The following is a 25,232-nucleotide window of genomic DNA, read 5'->3' as shown; positions in this document are numbered from 1 at the left end:
CAGGACATCAAGGCGGTATGTGCTGAACATCTATACCTGTAATAATGCTTACGCAGATGTTTTCCAGACTGATTTTGGATAATGCCTACAACTTATGGGAATGATATTGTGTATTGCCTCAAGTCACATTGTGGGGTAAGGGGATATTGTAGGCAGAAGTGGGTGCTTCAAGTTCAAATTATCTGCAAATTCAGTAATGAGAGGACGTGTAAACGCAATAAGGACGTTCAAGGGCTTAGTTGCGGATTTGAGGCTTATCAAACTCATTATAGAATTCATTCCGCTCGTCACGGATAAACTGCTCGGACTTGATGGCTTTGAACAAGTCTTCAATACGTGACGCCATAGCCAGCTTCGCCAGTGAACGACGGTAAGTTTCCAGCTTATCCAGATAGTTGACGCATCTGTCCAGATAGCGGGCGATATACACCTCTTTAATTTTCCCCGTCTGTTCCAGTTCTTTGTTTACTGCCTGCATTTGTTTGTTCGCCAAGCTTAAGTCACGCCGCATGGCAGACAGTTTCTTCATCCAACGATACAAATAGAAAACAGCAATAAGGAGAAAGAAAGACAACAGACTGACGCTGACAAGCATTGCCTGTGAAACCACACGTTCTTTTTCTTCCTTCAGTTTATAAGCCTTGTCGATAATAGGAAAGAACTCCGTCACCTCAATAAAACGCAGGCGGGCATTGCAAGCTACGGCGTCTTCCATCGAACAGCTCAGATATTTGTAAGCGCGGTCTACATCGCCCAGTTCATACATCAAGTGTGCCAGTTTCTGCAATGAAGCATATTCCCTGACCGAAGATTCCAAATCGGCAATAGCTGTCAATATCAGATAATATACTTCTTTTTCCATATCGCCTTTCATGCCATATGCTTCGGACAGCGTATAGTAGATATAGACTTTCTGACGTTCGTCAACCGCATCCTTCAACGCGTCGCTGAGCATCACCAAAGCTGTATCAGCCTTACCTGTAACGATACATTTCTCAGCCAGTACAATCGTACGGTTTATTTCGGGCGGCATTATACCAATGATAGAGTCCCTGTATAAATCTGTCTTTGTCAGGTATTTCTTCTTTTCCTCTTTATTAGTGGTATAGTCTGCAAGCCAACCATAACAGGCACGATAAGTCTGATAATAGGATAGTAATGTTTGTTTGTCCAGCTTCTCCGAATTTATGCTCTCCAGTTCTTTCATGGCTTCAATATACATTCCCATCACTCCCAATACTGTTGCACGGTCAATTATTATCTCATCTGCCAATTCTGGACGGGTCAGTTGGGGGAGAAGCTGTTGTCTCCTGTTTATATAATAAAGTGCAGAATCTGCCTGATAATGAAGATAAGCATCGAACAAAGAACCATACAAGCGATATTTATCAGCAGGAGCAACCGAATGAGCGAGCTGCATTTTCAGCGCATCAATAGCTTTCTCTTTCTGAACCTGAAAAGTCTCTTTCTTATTTATAATATCATCCAGTCTTTTAAGGACTGCCGCATTATCATCCGTCTGTGTCGCAAACAGTAAAGTCGGACAAACTAAAAGAAAAGCTAAGATATAGGCTATATTTCTCATAGGTTACTTTTTAAAGATGTCACAAATATAATGAATATAGTAATGATTATGAAACAGACGGTCAAAATAATTTTAATTCCTAGTTGTATTTTCTCATAGTCTTTTCACAAGCAATGCATTCATTTTCAACAAAATGAGCATCACAAGTATTTATATTTATATTCTAGTCCCCAAATGCTTTCCCCTATCCCCCTACATTTGCAACATCGGTTCGCCGAGCAAACATTTAAAATCTATGTTACCATGAAAAAGAATTTTCTATTTGTAATCTTACTTGTACTACTATTTGGTTGCAGCCCGGTATATGCCGCAACTGTCATAAAAAAAGTAGTCCCTGCTTTTTGGTGGGCAGGTATGAAAAATCCGGAGTTGCAGGTTTTGCTATATGGAGAACATATAGCATTTGCAGAAGTCAGTATCTCTTCCGAAGACATCACCTTGCAAGAGGTTGTCAAGCTAGAAAATCCAAATTATCTGATTGTCTATCTGAATATCTCGGAAGCAGCCCCGCAGACATTCAACATGATTCTGAAACAAGGTAAAAAACAGACTGTAATTCCTTATGAACTCAAAGAAAGAAAGCCGGGTTCTTCTCAGATAGAAGGTTTCAACTCTAACGATGTGCTTTATCTCATTATGCCGGATCGTTTTGCTAACGGTGATTCTTCTAATGATATAATTTCCGGAATGTTGGAAGCCAGAGTAGACCGCAACGACTCCTTCGCCCGCCATGGAGGTGATTTCAAAGGGATAGAAAAGCATCTGGATTATATCGCAGACTTAGGTGTGACGAGCATATGGCTGAATCCGATTCAGGAGAATGACATGAAGGAAGGCTCTTACCACGGTTATGCCATCACTGATTATTATCAGGCAGACCGCCGCTTTGGGAATAATGAAGAATTCCGGAACCTTGTAGACCAGGCACATGCCAAAGGGATGAAAGTAGTCATGGATATGATTTTCAACCACTGCGGTAGTGAAAACTATCTATATAAGGATATGCCATCCAAAGACTGGTTCAACTTCAAAGGCAACTATGTGCAGACAAGTTTTAAGACTGCCACCCAACTAGACCCGTATGCTTCTGATTACGAAAAGAAAATAGCAGTTGACGGTTGGTTCAGCCAGGTTATGCCGGATTTCAACCAACGGAACCGCCATGTAGCTACTTATCTGATTCAGAGCAGTATCTGGTGGATAGAGTATGCCGGTATTAACGGAATCCGCCAAGATACGCACCCTTATGCAGACTTTGACATGATGGCTCATTGGTGCAAGGCAGTGAACGAAGAATATCCCAAATTCAATATTGTAGGCGAAACCTGGTTAGGCAGCAATGTACTTATCTCTTATTGGCAAAAAGACAGCAAACTGACCTATCCTAAAAACACCTACCTGCCCACTGTCATGGACTTCCCATTGATGGAACATATGAACAGGGCTTTTGATGAAGAAACAACCGACTGGAACGGCGGACTGTGCCGGCTTTACGAATACCTGTCGCAAGATATCGTCTTTGCTGACCCGATGAATCTATTGACTTTCCTGGATAATCACGACACTTCCCGTTTTTATCGTTCGGAAGCGGATACTAAAAACCTAAACCGATACAAACAAGCATTAGTGTTCCTTCTGACAACACGCGGAATTCCACAAATATATTACGGAACAGAAATCCTGATGGCTGCCGATAAAGCCAACGGTGACGGATTACTTCGCTGTGACTTTCCGGGCGGCTGGCAAAATGATACTCATAATTACTTCGATGCGGCAAACCGCACTCCGCTACAAAATGAAGCTTTCTCTTATCTGAAGAAACTGCTCCAATGGAGAAAAGGAAACGAAGTTATAGCCAAAGGAAAACTGAAACACTTCGCACCGAGTAAAGGTATCTATGCGTACGAAAGGAAACAGGGTGATAAATCAGTCGTTGTTCTCCTGAATGGAACAGACCGGGAACAGACTATCAGTTTGGATACTTACCGGGAAATACTGCCTGATACTTCTGCATACAATGTATTGGAAGATAAAAAAGTAGAATTAGGAAAGGATTTAACACTTCCGAGCCGTGGGATATACCTTTTATCCTTTTAAAGAAGTTCACTACGACTTATATTTATCCGAAGTACCCAAGCAGTTATTTAGCTATAAATCAAAATAATAAAGTTTATACTAACTTGTATTTTTATTCTAATTGGAAAACTCAGTTCAGACGGTCGCTACATTTGCAATATCCGAAACAAAAGGAATAAAAACATAGGTTAGCTCACAATTTAATACCATAAAAATAAAATGAAAAAGAATCTTTTGCTTATCGCATTTTTCTGTATCTCGTTTATAGCGAATGCACAACAGAAACTCACTTCGCCGGATGGAAATCTAGTAATGACCTTCCAGGTTAACAAAGAAGGTGCTCCAACGTACGACTTGATTTATAAAGGCAAAACGGTTATCAAACCAAGTACCCTGGGACTGGAATTAAAGAAAGAAGATAATACCCGCACAGATTTCGACTGGGTAGACCGCCGGGATCTGACAAAACTTGATTCAAAGACTAATCTTTATAACGGATTCGAAGTGAAAGACGTCAAGACTTCCACATTCAACGAAACTTGGCAACCGGTATGGGGAGAAGAAAAAGAAATCCACAATCATTATAACGAACTGGCAGCCACGCTGTATCAGCCCATGAACGACCGTTCTATCCTTATCCGTTTCCGGTTGTTCAACGATGGTTTAGGATTCCGCTACGAATTCCCGCAGCAGAAATCTCTGAACTACTTCATCATCAAAGAAGAACATTCCCAGTTTGCAATGGCAGGCGACCACATCGCTTACTGGATACCGGGCGACTATGACACTCAGGAATATGATTACACTATCTCCCGCCTGTCAGAAATCAGAGGTTTGATGAAAGAAGCCATTACTCCGAACTCTTCTCAGACTCCTTTCTCACAGACAGGCGTACAGACTGCACTGATGATGAAAACGGATGACGGTTTATATATCAATCTTCACGAAGCTGCTCTCATCGATTACTCATGTATGCACCTGAATCTGGACGACAAAAATATGGTATTCGAATCCTGGCTGACTCCGGATGCTAAAGGAGACAAAGGTTATCTGCAAACTCCCTGTAATACTCCGTGGCGTACCGTTATCGTCAGCGATGATGCCCGCAATATTCTTGCATCCCGCATCACTCTGAACCTGAATGAGCCATGCAAAATCGCAGATGCCGCTTCATGGGTGAAGCCTGTGAAATATATCGGCGTATGGTGGGATATGATTACCGGAAAAGGTTCATGGGCTTATACCGACGAACTGACTAGCGTAAAACTGGGAGAAACGGATTACTCTAAAACCAAACCGAACGGCAAACATTCTGCCAACACTGCCAACGTGAAACGCTATATTGACTTCGCCGCAGCAAACGGGTTCGACGCTGTATTGGTAGAAGGCTGGAATGAAGGTTGGGAAGACTGGTTCGGCAATAGCAAGGACTATGTATTCGACTTCGTCACTCCGTATCCGGATTTCGATGTAAAAGAAGTACATCGTTACGCAGCGAGCAAAGGTATCAAGATGATGATGCACCACGAAACTTCCGCATCTGTCCGCAACTACGAACGCCATATGGACAAGGCTTACCAGTTTATGGTAGACAACGGTTACAATTCTGTAAAGAGCGGTTATGTAGGCAATATCATTCCGCGCGGCGAACACCACTACGGACAATGGATGAACAACCACTACCTGTATGCAGTGACGAAAGCAGCCGACTACAAAATCATGGTAAATGCTCACGAAGCAACCCGCCCGACAGGTATCTGCCGCACGTATCCTAACTTAATCGGCAACGAATCCGCACGCGGAACCGAATACGAATCATTCGGCGGAAACAAAGTATATCACACAACTATACTTCCTTTCACCCGTTTGGTCGGCGGCCCGATGGATTACACTCCGGGTATCTTCGAAACTCATTGTAACAAGATGAATCCTGCAAACAATTCACAGGTACGTTCTACCATCGCCCGCCAGTTAGCCTTGTACGTGACCATGTACAGCCCGCTGCAAATGGCTGCCGATATTCCTGAAAACTACGAACGTTTCATGGATGCTTTCCAATTCATCAAAGACGTGGCAATCGACTGGGACGAAACAAACTATCTGGAAGCAGAACCGGGAGAATATATCACTATCGCCCGTAAGGCAAAAGGTACAGGCGACTGGTATGTAGGTTGTACAGCCGGTGAGAACGGTCATACTTCCAAACTGGTATTCGACTTCCTCACACCGGGAAAACAATACATTGCCACTGTTTATGCGGATGCTAAAGATGCCGACTGGAAAGAAAATCCGCAAGCTTATACCATCAAAAAAGGTATCCTGACAAACAAAAGCAAACTGAACTTGCGCGCTGCCAACGGTGGCGGTTATGCCATCAGTATCAAGGAAGTAAAGGATAAAGCGGAAGTAAAAGGACTAAAGAAATTTTAGGGAATAAGATTGGGAGAATATAGTTTTCAGTAGGTATTTTTTAGAGAGATATATTTGATTTTGATAAAATAACTTTAAATTAGAGACATGAAAAAGAGCTTAAGACTAAAAGCCCTGCTCACATTATTGGTGGGACTCTTCCTTTCCATTGGAGCATTTGCTCAGCAAATAGCTGTCAAGGGGCATGTGAAAGACACAACGGGTGAGCCTGTCATCGGTGCTAACGTACTGGTGAAAGGTACAACCAATGGAACAATAACTGATTTCGATGGTAACTTTATGTTGAATGTACCGAAAGATGCCATTCTTTCCGTTTCATTCGTCGGCTATAAATCAGCAGAAGTGAAAGCGGCTTCTACTGTAATGGTTACATTGGAAGATGATTCTCAAGTACTGGACGCAGTAGTCGTTATCGGCTACGGCTCGGTGAAAAAGAACGATATGACCGGTTCGGTTACGGCCATCAAACCGGACAAACTAAACAAAGGTTTGATTACCAACGCACAGGATATGATGACTGGTAAGATTGCCGGTGTAAGCGTTATCAGCAAAGGCGGAGCTCCGGGCGAGGGCGCAACGATTCGTATTCGTGGCGGTTCTTCACTGACTGCAGAAAACGACCCGCTGATTGTAATCGACGGTCTGGCAATGGATAATAAGGGAGTGAAAGGTTTGGCCAATCCTCTGTCTATGGTCAATCCGAATGATATTGAAAGCTTTACCGTATTAAAAGATGCTTCGGCTACCGCCATCTACGGTTCGCGTGCTTCTAATGGCGTTATCATCATTACAACGAAGAAAGGTCAGGCAGGCGCACGTCCTACCATTTCTTATGACGGCAATGTATCTGTCAGCACTGTAAAATCTACCGTCGACGTAATGGACGGAGACCAGTTCCGTTCTTTCATCAAAGACATTTGGGGAGAAGACAGCGAAGCTTATAGCAAATTAGGAAATGCCAACACCGACTGGCAGAAAGAAATATTCCGCCCAGCCGTAAGTACAGACCATAACCTCACCATTTCCGGTGGATTGAAGAATATGCCTTACCGTGTATCGTTCGGTTATACCAACCAGAACGGTATTGTGAAAACATCCAAGTTCGAACGTTATACGGCTTCTGTCAGCTTGGCTCCTTCTTTCTTTGAAGACCATCTGAAAGTAAATGCCAACCTGAAAGGTATGATTGCCAAGAACCGCTACGCTGACGGTAGTGCGGTAGGTTCTGCGGTCAGCTTTGACCCTACACAGTCCGTCCGCTCCGACGATCCTTACCATCAATATTATTTCGACGGATATTTCCAATGGAATACGGACGCTTCTTCTTTGAATGACGACACATGGAAACGTACTTTCAACAGCAATGCTCCGGGTAATCCGGTTGCCTTGTTGGAAGAAAAGGACGACCGTGCCATCTCCAAATCTTTAATCGGTAATCTGGAACTGGATTATAAGTTTCATTTCTTGCCGGACTTGCACGCACACGTGAACGGTGGTATGGACCTCTCTACGGGTAAGCAATATACGGATGTCTCTCCCTATTCTTCGACCAACAACTATTATGGCAGCTATGGCTGGGAACAGAAAGACAAGTACAACCTCTCTTTGAATGCCTACCTGCAATACAGCAAAGATTTTACCGACAAACATCGTTTCGATGTAATGGCAGGCTATGAATGGCAGCACTTCCATGATACGTCCGACCAGGAATATTGGGGACTCTATCCGCTGTCGAACAACGTGGTAGAGAACAGAGGTCAGCGTTACAACAATACCTCAAGTGGTTCGGCTACGGAAAGTTATCTGGTATCTTTCTTCGGTCGTGTCAATTACACACTGTTGGACCGTTACCTGTTTACGGCAACCGTACGCCAGGATGGTTCTTCCCGTTTCCACAAAAACAACCGTTGGGGATTGTTCCCGTCTTTTGCCTTGGGATGGAAGTTGAAAGAAGAAGCTTTCCTGAAAGACGTTGATGTACTTTCTGATTTAAAACTTCGTCTTGGCTATGGTATTACCGGTCAGCAGAATATCAATTCGGGCGACTATCCGTATCTGGCTGTTTATGAGACAAACAAAGACGGGGCTTACTATCCTATCCTGGGAGAAGGAACCACTTACCGCCCGAATGCATACAACCCGGACTTGAAATGGGAAAAGACGACCACTTATAATGTAGGTTTGGACTTCGGATTCCTGAACAACCGCATCAACGGTGCTGTGGATTATTACTATCGCAAGACCACCGATTTGCTGAACAGCGTATTCGTTTCTGCCGGAACGAACTTCAAAAACAAGGTATTGTCCAACGTCGGTTCATTAGAAAATTCAGGTATCGAATTCTCTATTAATTCAAAACCGGTTGTAACTACCGACTGGACATGGGACCTTGGCTTCAATATCACTTACAACAAAAACGAAATCACCAAATTAACTACCGGAGATAGCGAAAATTATTATGTTGCTGCCGGAGACAATATCGGTGGCGGACGTGATATGAAAGCAATGGCGCATGCCGTAGGGCATCCGGCTTCTTCCTTCTATGTTTACCAGCAAGTGTATGACGAGAATGGAAAGCCTATCGAGAACGAATTTGTAGACCGCAACGGAGACGGAACGATTAACGGCGACGACCGCTACTTCTACAAAAAGCCGACAGCCGACGTACTTATGGGACTTACTTCCCGTCTTTCATACAAGTCATGGGATTTCAGTTTCTCACTGCGCGCCAGCCTGAACAACTATGTGTACAACTCTGTCGAAGCAGGTGGTTCCGACTGCAACCCAACCTCTGTCTATTCATTCGGCGCACTCAACAACCGTCCGTTGATGGGAGTGGCAAATAATATCCAGAACCTGAAAGACAACACCTTATTATCCGATTACTTCGTACAGAATGCTTCCTTCATGAAATGTGACAACATCACTTTGGGATACTCGTTCAAAAAGCTGTTCGGCGCTCCGATTGGCGGACGCGTATATGCAGCCGTACAGAACGTATTCACTATCACCAAATACAAAGGACTTGACCCTGAAGTAGAAAAGGGATTGGATAACAATATTTATCCGCGTCCTCTGACTACATTAATCGGTTTAAGCCTTAATTTCTAAACCTACTAAAAATACCAATTATGAAATTCAGATATATAAAATCAATCCTATCGGCTGCTTCACTATTACTGGCAGTCAGCGTGACTTCATGTATCGGTGACCTGGATGCGACTCCTATCGACCCGAATATAGTGATGACATTCGACCAGGCAAGCGTTTTTAACAAGATATATGGAACCCTCGGACTGACAGGTCAGAAAGGCCCCGACGGAAGCGGTGACTTGGACGACATCGACGAAGGTACTTCCTCTTTCTACCGTATGACTTGGTGTGCCAACCAATTGATGACAGATGAAGCGATTGTCAATTCATGGAACGATGCCGGTGTCGCTACTATTGCCGATTGCAGTTGGAGTTCTTCCAATGAAATCGTGACAGGACTCTATTACCGTCTGACATTTGACATCACATTGTGCAACTACTTCCTGGAACAAACGGAAGGACTGACAGATGATGAAACGACACGCCAACGTGCAGAAGTACGTTTTATCCGTGCTTTGAATAACTATTACCTGATGGATATGTTCGGCAATCCGCCTTATTGCGATAAAGTATCGACAGAGAAGCCTCAGCAAATACAACGTGCGGATCTTTTCGCGAAGATTGAAGAAGAGTTGAAAGAAATCGGTGACGACGCTACCGCCACACTGGCACAGCCGCTTCAAACGACTTACGGCCGTGTAGACCGTGTTGCCGCCTGGTTATTGCTGGCACGTATGTATCTCAACGCAGAAGTCTATACCGACACGCCTCAATGGGGAAAAGCCAAGGAATATGCCCAAAAAGTGATTGGTTCCGGCTATAAACTGGCTCCCGTCTACAAACACCTGTTCATGGCAGATAATGATGGCAGCAATGTCAACAAGGCAAGACAGGAAGTGATACTTCCCATTTTGCAGGATGGTGTGAGAACCAAGAGTTGGGGTGGTTCGCTGTTCTTGATTGCAGGTACGCACAAAAGTGACACAGGCATGAATCCCTGGGGAAGTAAGCAAGGATGGGGCGGCCCGCATTGTCGTCAGGCAATGGTAGCCAAATTCTTCCCGAACGTAAATGATGCTCCTTCCGTATTGGAAGACCAGATGGTAGTGGCAGCAAAAGATGACCGTGCCTTGATGTGCGGAGTGCAGAGAAGTACGTCGACAGGAGACAATATGAGCTTTACGGACGGATTCGCATGTGCCAAATTCTCGAACATCCGTGCAGACAACGGACTGACAAGCGATACGGATAATCCTGATATGGATATACCTCTTCTTCGTATGGCAGAAGCTTATCTGATTGTAGCAGAAGCCAGCATCCGTGCCAACAATGGTGTTTCTACTCAGGAGACCATAGACGCTATGCATGAAATCCGTAAGCGTGCGAACGCCGCCGAATCTGATTCATATACATTGACGGACATCCGTGACGAATGGGCACGTGAGTTCTGGTTTGAAGGTCGCCGCCGCATTGACTTGATTCGTTTCGGCGATTTCGGCGGACACACCGACTATAACTGGGATTGGAAAGGTGGAGAAAAACAAGGTACTGAAATAAAAGAGTTCCGCAACATTTATCCTATTCCTGCCAATGATATCAATGCGAATACAAATCTGGATCAGAATCCCGAGTATTAAATCAGACCGAAGTTATACTTTTAAATAAACAGAGTAATATGAAAAAAATAAATATATTGACGTCCATACTAGTAGCGACAGCCCTGCTGACCGCCTGCGAGGATGACAGGGACTCAAATCCTACCATACAGGAACCTACTACTTTTGTATTGAACACCCCTGCCAATGCAACGTACAACGTCTATGACCTAAATCAATCCAAGAATATCGAGTTGACTTGTATGCAACCGGACTATGGCTACCCTGCCGTAGTGACTTACACCATGCAAGCGGATTTAACAGACAAATGGACTGATGAAACGGAAACGGCAAACGCCTCTTATCTGACACTACCTTCCATATCTACATCAGCCAAAGTGGATGCCAACACACAGGAATTGAATAAGGCAATCGTAAAACTTGCCGGCTGGACATCGGAGAATGATTATGACGGCGAACCGATGAGTGTATTTGTACGTTTGTACGCACATATCGGAGATAAAGGGTATCCTATACATTCCAATTCGATTGAATTGAAAGTTATACCTTATTATATGGATATATCTGATGCCGTTCCTGCCACTTATTATTTACTGGGCGATTTCATCGGTGAAGTTCCCTGGGGAAATCCGACAATGGCAGCAGGTACCGCTTATTTCCCGATGTCACTGGTAAAAGGATATGCGTATGATGCCAATACTGGTAAAGGAGAATTTACCTACACAGGATATATCCCAGCAGATAAAGGATTTAAGGTAGTGGCTACTCCCGGTGCATGGGACGACCAATGGGGAAATGCTGACAGCGAAGGATTCACCAATTTGGTAAATGACAAGAACTCTCAAAATATTAAAGTGAATGCGGCCGGCTGGTACACACTTCATCTCAATACGCTTGAAAATAAACTGACAATGAAAGCTACTACTTTTGAAACTCAACCGACAGAATATGATGCCGTCACATTGATTTATGGTTCGGAATCTGTAAACATGACCAAAGTTACCATGGAGCATTCACATGTATGGTATGCCGACATAACAATCGCGGCAAGCTGCAAAGCCAAATTTACTTCCGGCGACAAGACTTGGGGTGGAGAGGTATTCCCATTCGGCTCATTTGTTGATGGAGCTACCATCAGTTGCAAACCGGGTGATTATACTGTACTGTTCAACGAACTGGACGAGTGCTATTACTTCAAAGCAAAATAGATTAATCTTAAATGCAGATAGATATGAAAAAATTATCAATATATATAACCGTGTTACTGGCTGCCGCACTAACAGCCTGCAACGAAGATTTTAATGAAGGGGTAGCTTCCCCACAGTCTTACGGACAGGAAGAAGCTGCCGGCAAAATAACTTTTACAGCTACAGGTGTAGCCCCGATTAATATTGGAAATGTCGAGGAAGAATCCGTAGCGGTTGCCGTATTTACAGCTCCTGCCGTTGAAGAAGAAGCCACTTTATCCTATAAAATGAAGTTAGATAATAAAGTGACTTTAATTGTAGACGACAAAGGATACGTAGCAACGGAAGATTTGCAGAATGCAGTGGCGCAAATATATGGTATCCGTCCGGTAGAACGTACCATGAATGCAGTATTAACGTCATACGTGGCTGTCGGAAAGACAGTATATGCGGCACCGGCTGAAAGCTATGAGTTGAAAGTTACTCCGGAAGCACCGGTTATTGAAAGCGCTTATTATATTAATGGCTCTCTGACTTGGGAACAGAATGTAGCATTTGTTAATACAAGTGGTGATCCTTATACCAATTCAGTCTTTACAACAACAGTTCCTGCTCTGGTTACAGATAACACCGGTGCAAAAGATGCCTATTTCCTGATTAAATCCAACTCAGGCAAATCACTTGGCGCGGTTGATGCAGACAACGATGCTCCAGAAGGCAATCTCATTTTATCAGAAACAGCAAATCCTATCAAAATATCCGGTGGCGATTATAAATCAGTTAGAATCTCCATCAACATGATGGAAGGCACTTACAAGATTGAGAAAACAATGGATGCACCTCATTTATGGATACCAGGAAATCATCAGGAATGGAAGCCTTCACAAGCACCGACTTTATATAAGCCAGAAGGAAACAATGCTTATTGGGGAATGTCGGAATTGAACGGTGGCTTTAAGTTTACCGCACAGCCCTATTGGCCGGATGGTTCGAATGGCGGACTTGATTATGGATATGACTATTTTACCTCGAAAGAAGGTATGACAAATGATGGTGGAAACTTATCTTTACCACAGGGTATTTATTACATTGTAGTCAATTTGGACGACAAGTATGCCTCTGCAACAGAAATAACATCTATGGATATTATAGGTACAGCCACAGGAGGATGGGAAAACGGCAAAGAATTAACTTATGATGCAACAGAAAAATGCTGGACTGCAAAGACTGAAATGACTGTGGGTGAATTTAAACTCCGCGTCAATTCCAGTTGGGATTCCGGTGTTAGTTTCGGGGGAACATTAGATACACCCAGTCCTTTTACTGGAGATAATATTTCAATGGACGCAACCGGTAACTATACCATCAAATTCTATCTGAACGGTAGACTAGTCCTCATTAAAGAATAATAAATGGAAAATACATTATGAAAAAAGATATAAAACATATATTCTGGATGCTGCTCTGTCTATTCACGATAGTAGCATGTTCCGACGAAAACCATGAGATGTTAATCACCGGTCCGGAAATCCCCGAACTGGATCACGAGCCGTCTATCGAAGAATTGGTAGAAGGAATCAATAATTACCCCACTAAATTCAAGGGCGACAAGCAAGGTAAAATCTGGTATAAAGCAGCAGCCGGTGACGACTTGTACGGCTATGAAGGTGATGTATATGTTCACATCGGTATCAATGACTGGATGTATGTTCCTACGGAATGGGGTGTAAATGAAGATAAATACAAGGCAGAGAAAGTGGCGGATAATATTTGGTGCTTTACACTTGCCCCGACAGTACGCGAATGGTTTGGCGCGGAAAATGCAGCAAACATTCAAAATGTCTGCATCCTCTTCCGCAATGATGAAGCGTTGACTGACGAAAAGAAAACCAGCGACTTTTTTATCACAGTAACAGGAGACAAGACTTTCACACCGGCTCCGGTAGAGATAGCTGCCTGCCCGGTAGAAGAAGCGGGTATCCATCCATCGGCTGACGGAACATCTGTGACTTTCGCACTATACGATTTGGATACGGATAACAATTACAAGGATTATGCTTGTCTCATTGGCGACTTCAATGATTGGGAACTTAGTACTGAATATCAGATGAAGCGTGATAACGACAAACACTTCTGGTGGTACACCGTTACAGGCATCGACCCCGCCAAAGAGTATGGTTTCCAATATTACATGGGTAGTGAAAAAGACGGCAATGTTCGTATTGGCGACCCCTATTGTGAAAAAGTGCTGGATGGCTCGAACGATAAATATCTTGTAGAACAAGGAGTTTATCCGGCTAGTGCCATACAGTATCCGAATGGAAAGACAACAGGCATTGTCTCCGTATTCCAAACAAAACCGGCATCCTACAATTGGCAAGTATCCGACTTCAAGATTGATAATCCTGACAATATGGTAATCTATGAGTTACTATTCCGTGACTTCACACAAGTAGGTTCCGAACTTGCTACGGGTACAATCAAAGAGGCTACTAAACATTTGGACTACATCAAGAGTCTGGGAGTGAATGCGATTGAACTGATGCCTATACAAGAATTCGACGGGAATAATAGCTGGGGATACAATCCATGTTATTATTTTGCAATGGACAAAGCATATGGAACGAAAGAGGAATATAAGCAATTCATTGATGAATGTCATAAACAAGGCATTGCAGTATTACTGGATGTAGTCTACAACCATGCTACTGGCAGTCATCCATTTGCTAAACTTTATTGGAATTCGAAAGAAAGCAAGACAGCCAAGAATAATCCGTGGTTCAATGTCGATGCTCCGCATCCATTCAGCGTATTCCATGACTTCAATCACGAATCGCCGCTTGTACGTGAATTTGTAAAACGTAACTTGAAGTTCTTGTTGGAAGAGTATAAGTTTGACGGTTTCCGTTTTGACTTAACCAAAGGATTTACTCAAAACAAGAGCAATGAATCAACGGCAAGCAACAAAGATGACTCCCGTATTGTTATCTTGAAAGATTACTATAAAACAGTGAATACGACCAATCCTAATGCAGTGATGATTCTCGAACACTTCTGCAATTTGGATGAAGAGTCAGAATTGGCTAAAGCAGGGATGAAACTATGGCATAATATGAATGAAAGCTATTGCCAATCCGGAATGGGAGAATCAAGCAATTCTGATTTTTCATACATGCGAAATAGCGGAATGCCTGCCGAAGGATGGGTTAATTTCATGGAAAGCCATGATGAAGAAAGAGTTGCATACAAGCAAACTGCTTTTGGCAATCTTCAAAATGCAGGTCTTGATATCCGCATGAAACAACTGGGAACAAATGCAGCCTTCTTCCTGACCGTTCCAGGACCGAAAATGATTTGGCAGTTTGGCGAACTAGGATATGATTATTCCATAATGTATAAGTACGATGGAACAATGGGAACTGAAAAGAATACTGATGCCAAGCCTGTGAAATGGGATTATCTTACTGACCAATATCGGAAAGGATTATACGACACTTATAGCACTTTGCTGAAATTACGCAATGATAATCCGGACTTATTCAGCGACAACGCATTCAAAGACTGGAAAGTAAGTGTTTCCGATTGGGATAAAGGTCGTTATCTAAGATTGGAATCCACTACAAAGAAACTGGTTGTAGTAGGCAATTTCAAGAATGAACAGATTAATACAGGTGTGTACTTTGGTAACACGGGAGATTGGTATGAATTGAATGGTGAAACATTGAATGTGACTAACAGTTCTGAACAGCCTGTTGTTATACCTGCTAATAGCTTCAAGTTATACACCAACTTTCCAGTAAACAATTGATTGAACGGTTGTAATCAGAGTTATCATAGAAAACAACCCATAATAATGTAATAAATCCCTGTTCCACAATGTTGGAGCAGGGATTTATTGCTTTAATTATTTCTTATCGGTAGAGATTTTTCTCTTCAAGCATGAGCTCTTTTTCAATCCTTTTAAGCGAGCTAGTTGTTTCATGCCTTGAAACTGTTTGTTTCTCACCGAGAAACGAAGTGTTTCACACCGAGAAACCATTCGTTTCACACCGGGAAACTTTTTGTTTCAAACCGGGATGAAACTATCCGCCTCAAACCTGCGTCTCTCCTTCTATATATTCTTCAAGAAAAAGGTTCTCGCCGTCGAATACGGCATAAGAAAAGAAATTAATCCAGTCTCCAAGTATCAGCACACGTGAAGTGACACTTAGCATCAAATCAAGTTCAATGTGGCGATGTCCGTAAATAAAGAAGTTTATATTGGGATGACTTTTCAAATACTCTTTTGTATATAGTACCAGATGCTCCTGATTTTCCCCCATATAATCCGGTTCCTTTCCGTCAGTCCGTTTCTGCCTGCTGCGTTTCGCCCATGATAAACCAAGTTCCACGCTCCATCGGGGATGAATAGCGGAAAACAATGTTTGTAATGTTTTGCTGTGAAACATGGAACGAAGCAGTTTGAACTTCTTGTCCGGGTCGCCCAGCCCGTCACCATGAGCAAGATAGAACTCTTTTCCGTATATTTCGGTAGTCAGCGGTTCACGGTGCATAATGACACCACATTCTTTGGTGAGATAATCCCCACACCATATATCATGGTTGCCAATAAAGAAATGCACTTCCACTCCCATATCCGTCAGTTCGGAGATTTTTCCCAAGAAACGGGTATATCCTTTGGGGACGACCAGCCGGAATTCATACCAGAAATCAAACATATCTCCCAACAGATAAACAGCAGAAGCCTTGTGCTTTATACTATCAAGGAAGTTCACCAAACGCCGTTCCTGCGTGCGTCCATGCTCAATAGCACGGGACCCAAGATGCGCATCGGAAAGGAAATAAACGTTCTTCATGAGTTTTGAGTTGTTAGTTATAAGAGATTGATTATGAGGTTATCACTCGTAACTAGAGAAAACCGAGTTCGAGTTTCGCTTCCTCACTCATCATATCTTTGTCCCATTCCGGTTCAAACACCAGATTAATGGTAGCCGCAGTCACACCCTCCACCGATTCCACTTTCTGACGAATATCTTCCATGATAAAATCAGCAGCCGGACAGTTAGGGGCTGTCAATGTCATATCAAGTACCACTTCTCCAGTATCGGAGACATCTATCTTATAAATCAGTCCAAGATCGTATACATTCACCGGAATTTCCGGATCGTACACCGTTTTTAGCATGGCTACAATCTTTTCTTCTATTTCAATCTTTTCCATACGTCTTCTCATTTTGTTATGTATCGCAAAGATAGAGATAAAAAATGAAACATAAAAAATTAGGTACGGAATGAGCATCGTGTACCTAAAGAATATTACATCTATTCTCCATCTTCACTAATATGAAAAACGTACCCAGATGGTAAATTGTTGCAAACAGGGAATAAAGATGTAGAGGAAATTAAAGCAATCCTTCATCCGCAAAGCTAAAGAACCCGTCTTCGCAAACGACGACATGATCTATCAGGTGGATATTCATTGTATCTGCCGCTTTACGAATATGTTCTGTCAGTGTTTTGTCAGGCTGACTAGGACGGATATTCCCTGAAGGATGATTATGGACCACAGCTATTTGGGTGGCTCTTTGCAGCAATGCTTCCCGAAGGATGGTGCGTACATCGGTGTATGTTCCATCTATTCCACCGGTACTGATACGCACCTTATCAATCAGTTTCGTTGCCTGATTCAATAAAAGAACCCAGAATTCTTCTTGTTCGAGGTCGCACATCAAAGGTTGAAAGATATCATAAATATCTTTTGAACAGGTGATTTGAGGCCTTTCTTTTGTGTTTTGCAGTTTCCGACGCTTTCCAAGTTCCAATGCAGCCATCACTGTAATACTCTTCGCCGGTCCCATACCTTTAAAACGGGAATAATCGCAGACTTCCCATTTTGCCAGAGAATTGAGATTGTTATCACAAGACAGGAGCAGGCGCCGCATCAGTTCAACAGCGCTTTCTTCCGTATTTCCGGAGCCGATTAATATAGCGAGTAGTTCGGCATCACTCAATGCTGCTGCTCCCTTTTCCATCATTTTTTCCCGTGGACGGTCCTCCGGTGCCCATTGGTTGATAGATAGTTTGTGTTTACTTTCCATTTGCTACGTTTTGAAGGTGTAAAGGTAGGCTTATTTAATTTAATGATAGAGGCAATGGAGAAAAAATTGGTTGCAGGCTTCTTCTTTTTTCTATGCAGAGACAAGTTGTACGACACCCGGGTCTCAGCATACCTGACACCCGGGTGTTGAGTAGCATGAGACCCGGGTGTCAGACGTATTGAGACCCGGGTGTCATGCAACATTCCTTTTAAGTAAAAATAGGAATGGTAGTAAACAAATTAAAAGTAGGTTACTTATAAAAATTCTTTTGGAAAGCCTCAAACTCATCTTTTCCTCTGACACAACGCTGCCACCATGCACGCCAAAAGCCTGTACCATAGCCGATAAGTTGTATAAATGCAGCGGCTATGGAATATATGCCAATAGTCAGACTCTTATTCTGAATAGTAGAATCCATGCATACCAGCAATGCATAAAGAATGATCGGCGTAAAACTGAAAAGACAGAATGGGGTTCCTAATAATAAGAGTGCCACTCCCAGCGTAAATACAGCAGGAAGTAAATGCACCAGTTTCAGAGAGTCCGGGTATTTCTTATAAAGATTAATACGGGCAATGCCGGAGTTATGCACTTGCTTGAAGAACTTCTTCAAATCAGTGCGGCGTTTGTGATACACCCAGGCATCCGGAAAAAGCCGGCAAGTATAGCCGTTCTTAAAGATACGGATACTAAAGTCAATATCCTCTCCAAAACGCATCTTTGAGAATCCGCCTAAAGCCTCATACACTGCCCGGCGAACTCCCATATTAAAACTGCGGGGATAGAATTTGTCCATCTTCTTTTTTCCGCCACGGATCCCTCCGGTCGTAAAGAAAGAAGTCATGGAATAGTTTATCGCCTTTTGGATATCCGTGAAAGAATCGTGCGCACGGTCGGGACCGCCGAAAGCATCGGCAGGAGAAGCGAGAAGTTCCTTCTCTACCGCATCGAAGTATCCTTCGGGAAGAATGACATCAGAATCTAATATAATAAGGTATTCTCCTTCGCTACGTTCTGCCCCGTAATTGCGGGTCTGTCCCGGACCGGAGTTAGGTTTAGAGAAGTATTTTATATTCAACCGGTCTGCATACCGTTCTACTACTTCTTTACAGGGAATGAAGGAACCATCTTCTACAACAACGACTTCGAAATCTTTAAAGTGTTGCATGGTAAGACTTTGCAATAATTCATCCACTTCATCGGGACGATTATAAACGGGGATTATGACGGAGTAACGCATAGTAAATTCGTTTTAAGAATGAATTTGAGATGCAAATTAAGACAAAAAAGGGGAAACTACTCCCAAATCTCCAGAAAAACAAAAGAACTAACTATATTTCCTATCTACTTTTTATCAAGATTCCCTCAAAAAGTTTTCTATTCTCCGTTAGAATCATTATAAAAAGAGATTGAGTTTCTCCAACTATATTAGTTTTGATAAATCTTACAGAATAAAAAAGGGCGTTCCTGGGAAATAAGGGAAAATTGGAACGCCCTTCGAAATAAAGGTTTATTATTAGACTGGTCTTTCACAAGTGCAGTCTTTACCTTTTTTCATCTAATAAATTAAGGATGTCAAAAATCCTTAGTGGGAAATAACATATTCATCTTTTCACAAAGATGAATAATTCGACAAATAATATCCGATACCACCATATCGGACAATTATATTATCAATAAAAGGGTAACTCTACACAAAGGAAAAGAGTTACCCTTTCTTTCTTATTTAAAATAGGACTATTTCAAAGAAGCTTTCACAGTGATCTTATTAATAGTTTCTGTACCCCAGTTATGATTTACAGTTACTTTCACATAGATGTCCAATGACTGAACAATCGCTGTATTGTTACATGTAATCACACCTGTTGACGGATTAATAGTATAGGTACCTTCATTTACAGTAGCACTATATCCATCAATTGCATAAGTAATGGCGCCAGCAGCATCAATGCCATAAGCTGCAGCCCAAGGAGCTTTTGCTACTCCATTTTCAATAACTACATTCTTCTTGGTTACATTGATATCTTTGTCAGACATCTTGATTTCTGCTTTCGTTCCTACATTGATAGTCTTATTCTGATCACCATCTATATTCCAATCAATAGAAGACTTGTAAGACAAGACATCAAGCGGAGAACGCAATACAGGTTCACAATAAGTCACTTCTTTTCCATTTATATCAAGAATAGTAGCTTCAATATCAGTTCCTTGTATTTTAGCTCCGATCTTGATAGCACCTAAAGTCTTCACATCTACATCCGGAGTTACAGTAATAACATTACCAGCAATGCTTATCTGACTATAAACAGCTTTAACAGCATCAGACTGTTTTACTTGCGGAGCCAGATAATATTCAATAACTTCACTAGAAGTACTGTTATCTGTATTATATGCAGCATAAAGAACTGTCAAATCAGCCGTCATACTGAATGACTTATCAGCTTCAGTCCATGCACCGGTAATAGTTGTCTTACCATTCACAACAAATGCACTATTTTGCTTGATGATTACTTTACGTTCGCACTTAACAAGATCCTTCAATTTCAAAGTATACTGTTTGTTAGAACCGTTAACACGATGAGTTGTTGTGGATTTACGCCATGCATATTCTTCAGAATTTGTAATTTCATATTTTGAGTTTCCACCACCTGGCCATGTTTCGAATGAATACAATTGCTGATCTCCATTGATAACAGTTCCGGCAGGGAATATCAATTTAAGATTATCCAAATCTGTGCTTGTACCCGGTGTGAATTCAATATATGCATCAACCTTGTTAGCATAAGTTTTACCATCTTCATTAGTCAGGTAATACAAACCATATTTAACAGGAGTTACGTTTTCATTGTCAGACATATAGTCACGTCCACCCAGTGAATTCAAGAATGCACGAACATTCAAGTCAATAGTTTGTTCACTTGTGCTATACTGCAATTTAGCTAACTTATCAGCTGCAGCTGCATCTTTCGTTTCTACATCAATATCAACCAATGCCGGAGCCACTTGCTGCTCGCGAACAGCTTTCACTGCAAAGTCATAAGAAATGATTTCCGTACCTTTTTCATTCTTATAAGTTGCTGTCACATAGCATAATTCATTGATAGCAGAAGCTTGCTCACTAGATTTAGCTGTAATAACACCGTCTTTAATTTCAAAGATACCTTTTGCCTTATCAGCTGTTTGTTTGAATTCAACAGTGATACCACTAAATCCTAAATCAGCCATTGAAATGAAATCCTCTTCCACATCATGTCCCAATGCTACAGAATCATTCAAATTATAAGATTTGTTATAAACAAACGTATATTCAACATAAGATGAAAAATCGGATTCGGTAGTTGCATCAGCCAAAACATCAGTAGGAACTTCAACTGCATCTTTTGTATGCACAAAACTCAAATCAGCCGGAGTCCATTTTTCAGCTTTGAAGTTGAAATAATCAGAGGCTGTTGTATAACCGTTAATTGTTACATCCAAAGAAGAAGCGTAAGGTTTATCAACTTCAATGTTTTCGGAAATCATATTTACACTCAAGATACCTTGTCGGTTATCCACCCATTTTGCACTACCTTCTACATATTTCAGTGCAGGAACAAGTGCTCTGGTTTTGTATGTATCGGTAAATGCAAATACAGCTTTACCCAGATCTAGTGTAGTAGGCCATACTTTGAAAGTAGCAACTGAAGCACTGGTTGCCAATAATTCCGCTTCAGGATCATTGGACGACATCAAACCAATTGATCTTACAAAATCCTCCCGATCATCAGCAGCTTGTCTTCTGTAAATAATGCTTTGCAAACCATTATAAGCAGAACCTTCTGCCAACATTTTATATTCTTTACCGTCAAGAGTGATGACATACAAACCATCCACTTCATTTATAACGATAGAAGGAACTTTAGTATCAGTTTTCAAGCTTGTTACCACATCACCGATAACGATATACCCATCTTTATTAATGGACACGTTAGCTGATGCATCCTGCCCTGGTTCGCCAGGCTTACCAGGTTCACCTTGTTCTCCCTTCTTCCCAGTAGCATTAACCTTATTTCCATCTGCATCTAAAACATACTCATAGGTTTTGCCATCATCAGTACTTACCTGCCAATAGTTGTCACTTGATACTTTAAATTTAGGAATGACCGTTTCACCATTTAGTCCCGGCTGTCCGTTCTCTCCATCTTTACCATTGGTGATAGTCAATTTAGAACCGTCAGAAAGAGACAACTCATAACCATTTGCTACAGGAGTATAACTGACAATAAATTTACCGGCTTTCATTGCAGCATCCACCTCTTCAATTTTACTCTTATTGGCGTCGACCTGCTGTTGCAAACCATCTATATCATCATCGTAGTCTTTGCATCCTACGTAGCTGATAGTAGAAAGCGCCAGCGCCCCGAAGAGCATCACTTTTACAAACTTTTTCTTCATAACTACTTAAAAATTACATTAATAATATATTATTAAACACTAAGTTTCAATAATAGCATACCCGTTACTTCGTAGGTAACGGCAAACCTTTGTTCCTGCTCTTCTTGAGTAGTCAATACTAGAAAATGATATAATATACAATGAAACATTTTAACCCCTACTTCATGAAAGAGGTAGAGGGGAGAGAAATCTTATGCAAAATTTAGAGGTTGACATGCCCTAATACAAAGAATCTACGTGTTTTATCTGTTTATGTTCTTCTTTTGAATGCTTTATTAGAAAAAAATGTGTGATTTCGTTTGGTTGTTTTAAGAAATATGCTCATATTTGCACCGGTATTTATTCCCGTTACCTACGAAGTAACAGACTTATATTCAGCAAATTGCATTTCGAACTGAATATCGGATAAAATCAATAACCCGCTTGTTTGCTTCATCTATTTTCTTATTCTGAAAAGGTTTCAGATAAGTCTCCGTCACTGTAATGGACGAATGCCCCATCGCTTCGGAAATAATGCCCGGATGAATTTCACAATAATACGCTGTTGTGGCCCATGTATGGCGGGCGGTGTATGAACTCAATTTATCCCCCAGTCCCAACAATTCACCCAACAACATTAATTGCCGATTAAATGTGCGCAATGCTAACTGATACTCTCGATATGCTTCTTTTGTTCCTTCACGACTTTTCAACAATGAGAAAAGGTATGGAGAAGAAGGGTCACAATTCATGTACTTCTTCACCAAAAGCATTGCCTCCGGAGTCAATGTCACCGACAATGTACGCCCCGTCTTACGCCTACGATAAGTAATCACATTATCATGCAAATCACTCTTACGCAAATATGCGAGATCGACAAAAGGTAAACCACGAAGTAAAAACATCAGAGTAAATAGCTCTTGTGTACATCGCAAAGCCGGAGTTGCAACCGATGAATGTAATTTTGCAAATACCTTTTTTATGTCTTCCTCACATAAAGCTCGCTTACGGTCAGCGCGAGTACCGGTATAAACCGAATGGAACAAATTCGGCACATAAGGTGCTTTTCGAAGATCGACCGCACGATTATAGACTGCACGAAATGTGCGCAAATAAGTTGAAACTGTATTCCAACTACAACCACGGCTACGAAGATGTATCTCGAAGCCTTTCAACCATCCCGGAGTTACTTTATCAAAAGTGAAATCTCCTTTCCCACAATAAACAATAATGGCATTGAGACTACTACGATATACGTGAGCCGTCCCAAAGTTTCCCCCCATTTGTAGCCCATTAGCCACTTGCCTCATAAATGCTACTACTTTTAACATGTTACTATTACTTAATTTAATTACACAATAAACATACAGGTATTTTTAAGAACAAGCAAACCTGTTAGCTACAAATAACAATAATAATAACAATGTTGTTTCTTGGAAGTAAATGAAAGGAACCATGAGGTAAAACTAATACAAAAAAAGACGGGGATGTCCCAATCTTGGCACATCCCCGTACAATATAAATCAGTTCAGTTATTACTTCTTCAGAATATCCATTGTATCAGACGCAATCAACAGTTCTTCATCTGTCGGAATCACTACTACTTTCACTTTAGAAGCAGGAGTAGAAATAATTGCTTCCTCACCACGAACTTTAGCATTCACATCGTTGTCAAGCTCGATACCCATGAATTCCATATCCTTACAAACTTCACGGCGACATTCCATCTGATTTTCACCTACACCACCTGTAAACAGAATGATATCTACACCGCCCAATGCAGCAGCATAAGCACCGATGTATTTCTTGATACGATAATAATACATCTTCTCTGCAAGGATAGCTTTCTCATTGCCAGCCGCACAAGCAGCCAAAAGTTCACGCATATCGCTTGATACACCTGAAATACCGAGTACACCGCTCTTCTTGTTCAACAGGTTGGAAACACCCGTAGTATTCAAGCCTTCTTTTTCCATGATAAACGTCACTGCACCGGCATCAATGTCACCGCTGCGAGTACCCATCATCAAGCCTTCCAATGGAGTCAAGCCCATAGTAGTATCTATACATTTACCATCTTTGATAGCGGCAATAGAACCACCATTACCAATATGACAAGTGATGATTTTCTTTCCTACCGGATTTACACCCAAGAATTCGCATACACGTTTGGACACGTAACGATGAGATGTTCCGTGGAAGCCATAACGACGCACACCATACTTTTCATACAATTCATAAGGAATAGCATACATGTAAGCATAATCCGGCATGGTCTGATGAAAAGCCGTATCGAATACACCTACCTGCGGAATGTTAGGAAGAATAGCAGAAACTGCATTCACACCTTTCAAGTTAGCAGGATTGTGCAACGGAGCCAGATCATTGCAAGCTGTAAAGGCTTCTAATACCTCCTTATTCAACAATACAGATTCGCTGAAACGCTCGCCTCCGTGTACCATACGGTGACCTACGGCATTGATTTCATCCAAAGATTTGATAGCGCCATATTCGGGGTGAATCAACGTATTCAGGATAAACTCTACTCCTACTGTATGTTCAGGAATATCTTTTTCCAGAATTTTCTTTTCACCATTCGGCAAAGTCAGTTTCAAGAAAGATCCTTTCAGACCGATTTTTTCGATACCACCTTGCGCAATCACTTCTTTGCTGGTCATATCGAACAATTTATATTTAATAGATGAACTTCCGCAGTTCAATACCAGAATTTTCAT

The 25,232-nt window shown here is 41.8% G+C and carries 14 protein-coding genes and 1 pseudogene; 7 read left to right on the top strand and 8 right to left on the bottom strand.

The features are described 5' to 3' along the window. Positions 1-253 precede the first annotated feature (253 nt). A pseudogene (locus HMPREF0106_RS13670) lies at positions 254-1,585 on the bottom strand (DUF6377 domain-containing protein); the annotation flags it as partial. Positions 1,586-1,828: 243 nt separating this feature from the next. On the opposite strand from HMPREF0106_RS13670, the gene HMPREF0106_RS13675 reads away from it, so the two are divergent. From HMPREF0106_RS13675 to HMPREF0106_RS13705, 7 genes are all read left to right on the top strand, one after another. Further along, positions 1,829-3,682, top strand: a complete 1,854-nt coding sequence (locus HMPREF0106_RS13675) for a glycoside hydrolase family 13 protein (protein ID WP_032851282.1) — start codon at positions 1,829-1,831, stop codon at positions 3,680-3,682. Between the two features lie 198 nt (positions 3,683-3,880). Beyond that, complete coding sequence (locus HMPREF0106_RS13680; RefSeq protein ID WP_008776434.1) at positions 3,881-6,091, top strand: glycoside hydrolase family 97 protein; 2,211 nt, start codon at positions 3,881-3,883, stop codon at positions 6,089-6,091. Positions 6,092-6,178: 87 nt separating this feature from the next. Next, on the top strand, positions 6,179-9,202 hold the full coding sequence (locus HMPREF0106_RS13685) for a SusC/RagA family TonB-linked outer membrane protein (protein ID WP_004312984.1): 3,024 nt from the start codon (positions 6,179-6,181) through the stop codon (positions 9,200-9,202). Positions 9,203-9,222: 20 nt separating this feature from the next. Then, entirely contained in the window at positions 9,223-10,821 is a 1,599-nt protein-coding gene (locus tag HMPREF0106_RS13690; protein WP_009039820.1) for a RagB/SusD family nutrient uptake outer membrane protein, read from the top strand. Positions 10,822-10,859: 38 nt separating this feature from the next. Next, positions 10,860-12,008 (top strand): SusE domain-containing protein, encoded by a 1,149-nt coding sequence (locus tag HMPREF0106_RS13695; RefSeq protein WP_009039819.1) that lies wholly within the window; start codon positions 10,860-10,862, stop codon positions 12,006-12,008. Between the two features lie 23 nt (positions 12,009-12,031). Next, positions 12,032-13,396, top strand: coding sequence for a DUF5115 domain-containing protein (locus tag HMPREF0106_RS13700; protein ID WP_225450259.1), 1,365 nt, complete (start codon positions 12,032-12,034; stop codon positions 13,394-13,396). 17 nt (positions 13,397-13,413) lie between these two features. After that, complete coding sequence (locus tag HMPREF0106_RS13705) at positions 13,414-15,795, top strand: alpha-amylase family glycosyl hydrolase (RefSeq protein WP_009039817.1); 2,382 nt, start codon at positions 13,414-13,416, stop codon at positions 15,793-15,795. A 283-nt stretch (positions 15,796-16,078) separates the two neighbouring features. Here HMPREF0106_RS13705 and HMPREF0106_RS13710 read toward each other — a convergent pair whose 3' ends face one another. The 7 genes from HMPREF0106_RS13710 to HMPREF0106_RS13740 all read right to left on the bottom strand — a co-directional run bounded on the left by HMPREF0106_RS13710 (position 16,079) and on the right by HMPREF0106_RS13740 (position 25,232). Then, a complete protein-coding gene (locus HMPREF0106_RS13710) occupies positions 16,079-16,843 on the bottom strand; it encodes a UDP-2,3-diacylglucosamine diphosphatase (protein ID WP_004314435.1) in 765 nt (254 codons plus the stop codon). A gap of 52 nt (positions 16,844-16,895) precedes the next feature. Beyond that, the gene (locus HMPREF0106_RS13715) at positions 16,896-17,207 is read right to left on the bottom strand and encodes an iron-sulfur cluster assembly protein (RefSeq protein WP_004314431.1); all 312 of its coding nucleotides are present in this window, start codon (positions 17,205-17,207) and stop codon (positions 16,896-16,898) included. A gap of 181 nt (positions 17,208-17,388) precedes the next feature. After that, positions 17,389-18,084: a RadC family protein gene (radC, locus tag HMPREF0106_RS13720; protein ID WP_009039816.1), complete on the bottom strand. Its 696-nt coding sequence runs from the start codon at positions 18,082-18,084 to the stop codon at positions 17,389-17,391. Between the two features lie 250 nt (positions 18,085-18,334). Beyond that, positions 18,335-19,324 carry a glycosyltransferase gene (locus HMPREF0106_RS13725; RefSeq protein ID WP_009039815.1) on the bottom strand — a complete coding sequence of 330 codons (990 nt, stop codon included), beginning with the start codon at positions 19,322-19,324 and terminating at the stop codon, positions 18,335-18,337. A 497-nt stretch (positions 19,325-19,821) separates the two neighbouring features. Then, entirely contained in the window at positions 19,822-22,518 is a 2,697-nt protein-coding gene (locus HMPREF0106_RS13730; RefSeq protein ID WP_009039814.1) for a PL29 family lyase N-terminal domain-containing protein, read from the bottom strand. A 374-nt stretch (positions 22,519-22,892) separates the two neighbouring features. Next, positions 22,893-23,828: a tyrosine-type recombinase/integrase gene (locus tag HMPREF0106_RS13735; protein ID WP_004314426.1), complete on the bottom strand. Its 936-nt coding sequence runs from the start codon at positions 23,826-23,828 to the stop codon at positions 22,893-22,895. A gap of 204 nt (positions 23,829-24,032) precedes the next feature. Next, the gene (locus HMPREF0106_RS13740) at positions 24,033-25,232 is read right to left on the bottom strand and encodes an acetate kinase (protein ID WP_004314424.1); all 1,200 of its coding nucleotides are present in this window, start codon (positions 25,230-25,232) and stop codon (positions 24,033-24,035) included.

The sequence above is a fragment of the Bacteroides sp. D22 genome (assembly GCF_000163675.1).
Taxonomy (GTDB): domain Bacteria; phylum Bacteroidota; class Bacteroidia; order Bacteroidales; family Bacteroidaceae; genus Bacteroides; species Bacteroides xylanisolvens.
The sequence above is the reverse complement of the archived record's forward strand: the minus strand, read 5'-3'. Positions and strand labels throughout refer to the sequence as shown.

What these genes read in the sequence shown, in the direction of transcription:
- HMPREF0106_RS13675 (WP_032851282.1), top strand. Translation starts at nt 1,829, where the DNA reads ATGAAAAAGAATTTTCTATTTGTAATCTTACTTGTACTACTATTTGGT.
- HMPREF0106_RS13680 (WP_008776434.1), top strand. Translation starts at nt 3,881, where the DNA reads ATGAAAAAGAATCTTTTGCTTATCGCATTTTTCTGTATCTCGTTTATA.
- HMPREF0106_RS13685 (WP_004312984.1), top strand. Translation starts at nt 6,179, where the DNA reads ATGAAAAAGAGCTTAAGACTAAAAGCCCTGCTCACATTATTGGTGGGA.
- HMPREF0106_RS13690 (WP_009039820.1), top strand. Translation starts at nt 9,223, where the DNA reads ATGAAATTCAGATATATAAAATCAATCCTATCGGCTGCTTCACTATTA.
- HMPREF0106_RS13695 (WP_009039819.1), top strand. Translation starts at nt 10,860, where the DNA reads ATGAAAAAAATAAATATATTGACGTCCATACTAGTAGCGACAGCCCTG.
- HMPREF0106_RS13700 (WP_225450259.1), top strand. Translation starts at nt 12,032, where the DNA reads ATGAAAAAATTATCAATATATATAACCGTGTTACTGGCTGCCGCACTA.
- HMPREF0106_RS13705 (WP_009039817.1), top strand. Translation starts at nt 13,414, where the DNA reads ATGAAAAAAGATATAAAACATATATTCTGGATGCTGCTCTGTCTATTC.
- HMPREF0106_RS13710 (WP_004314435.1), bottom strand. Translation starts at nt 16,843, where the DNA reads ATGAAGAACGTTTATTTCCTTTCCGATGCGCATCTTGGGTCCCGTGCT.
- HMPREF0106_RS13715 (WP_004314431.1), bottom strand. Translation starts at nt 17,207, where the DNA reads ATGGAAAAGATTGAAATAGAAGAAAAGATTGTAGCCATGCTAAAAACG.
- radC (WP_009039816.1), bottom strand. Translation starts at nt 18,084, where the DNA reads ATGGAAAGTAAACACAAACTATCTATCAACCAATGGGCACCGGAGGAC.
- HMPREF0106_RS13725 (WP_009039815.1), bottom strand. Translation starts at nt 19,324, where the DNA reads ATGCGTTACTCCGTCATAATCCCCGTTTATAATCGTCCCGATGAAGTG.
- HMPREF0106_RS13730 (WP_009039814.1), bottom strand. Translation starts at nt 22,518, where the DNA reads ATGAAGAAAAAGTTTGTAAAAGTGATGCTCTTCGGGGCGCTGGCGCTT.
- HMPREF0106_RS13735 (WP_004314426.1), bottom strand. Translation starts at nt 23,828, where the DNA reads ATGTTAAAAGTAGTAGCATTTATGAGGCAAGTGGCTAATGGGCTACAA.
- HMPREF0106_RS13740 (WP_004314424.1), bottom strand. Translation starts at nt 25,232, where the DNA reads ATGAAAATTCTGGTATTGAACTGCGGAAGTTCATCTATTAAATATAAA.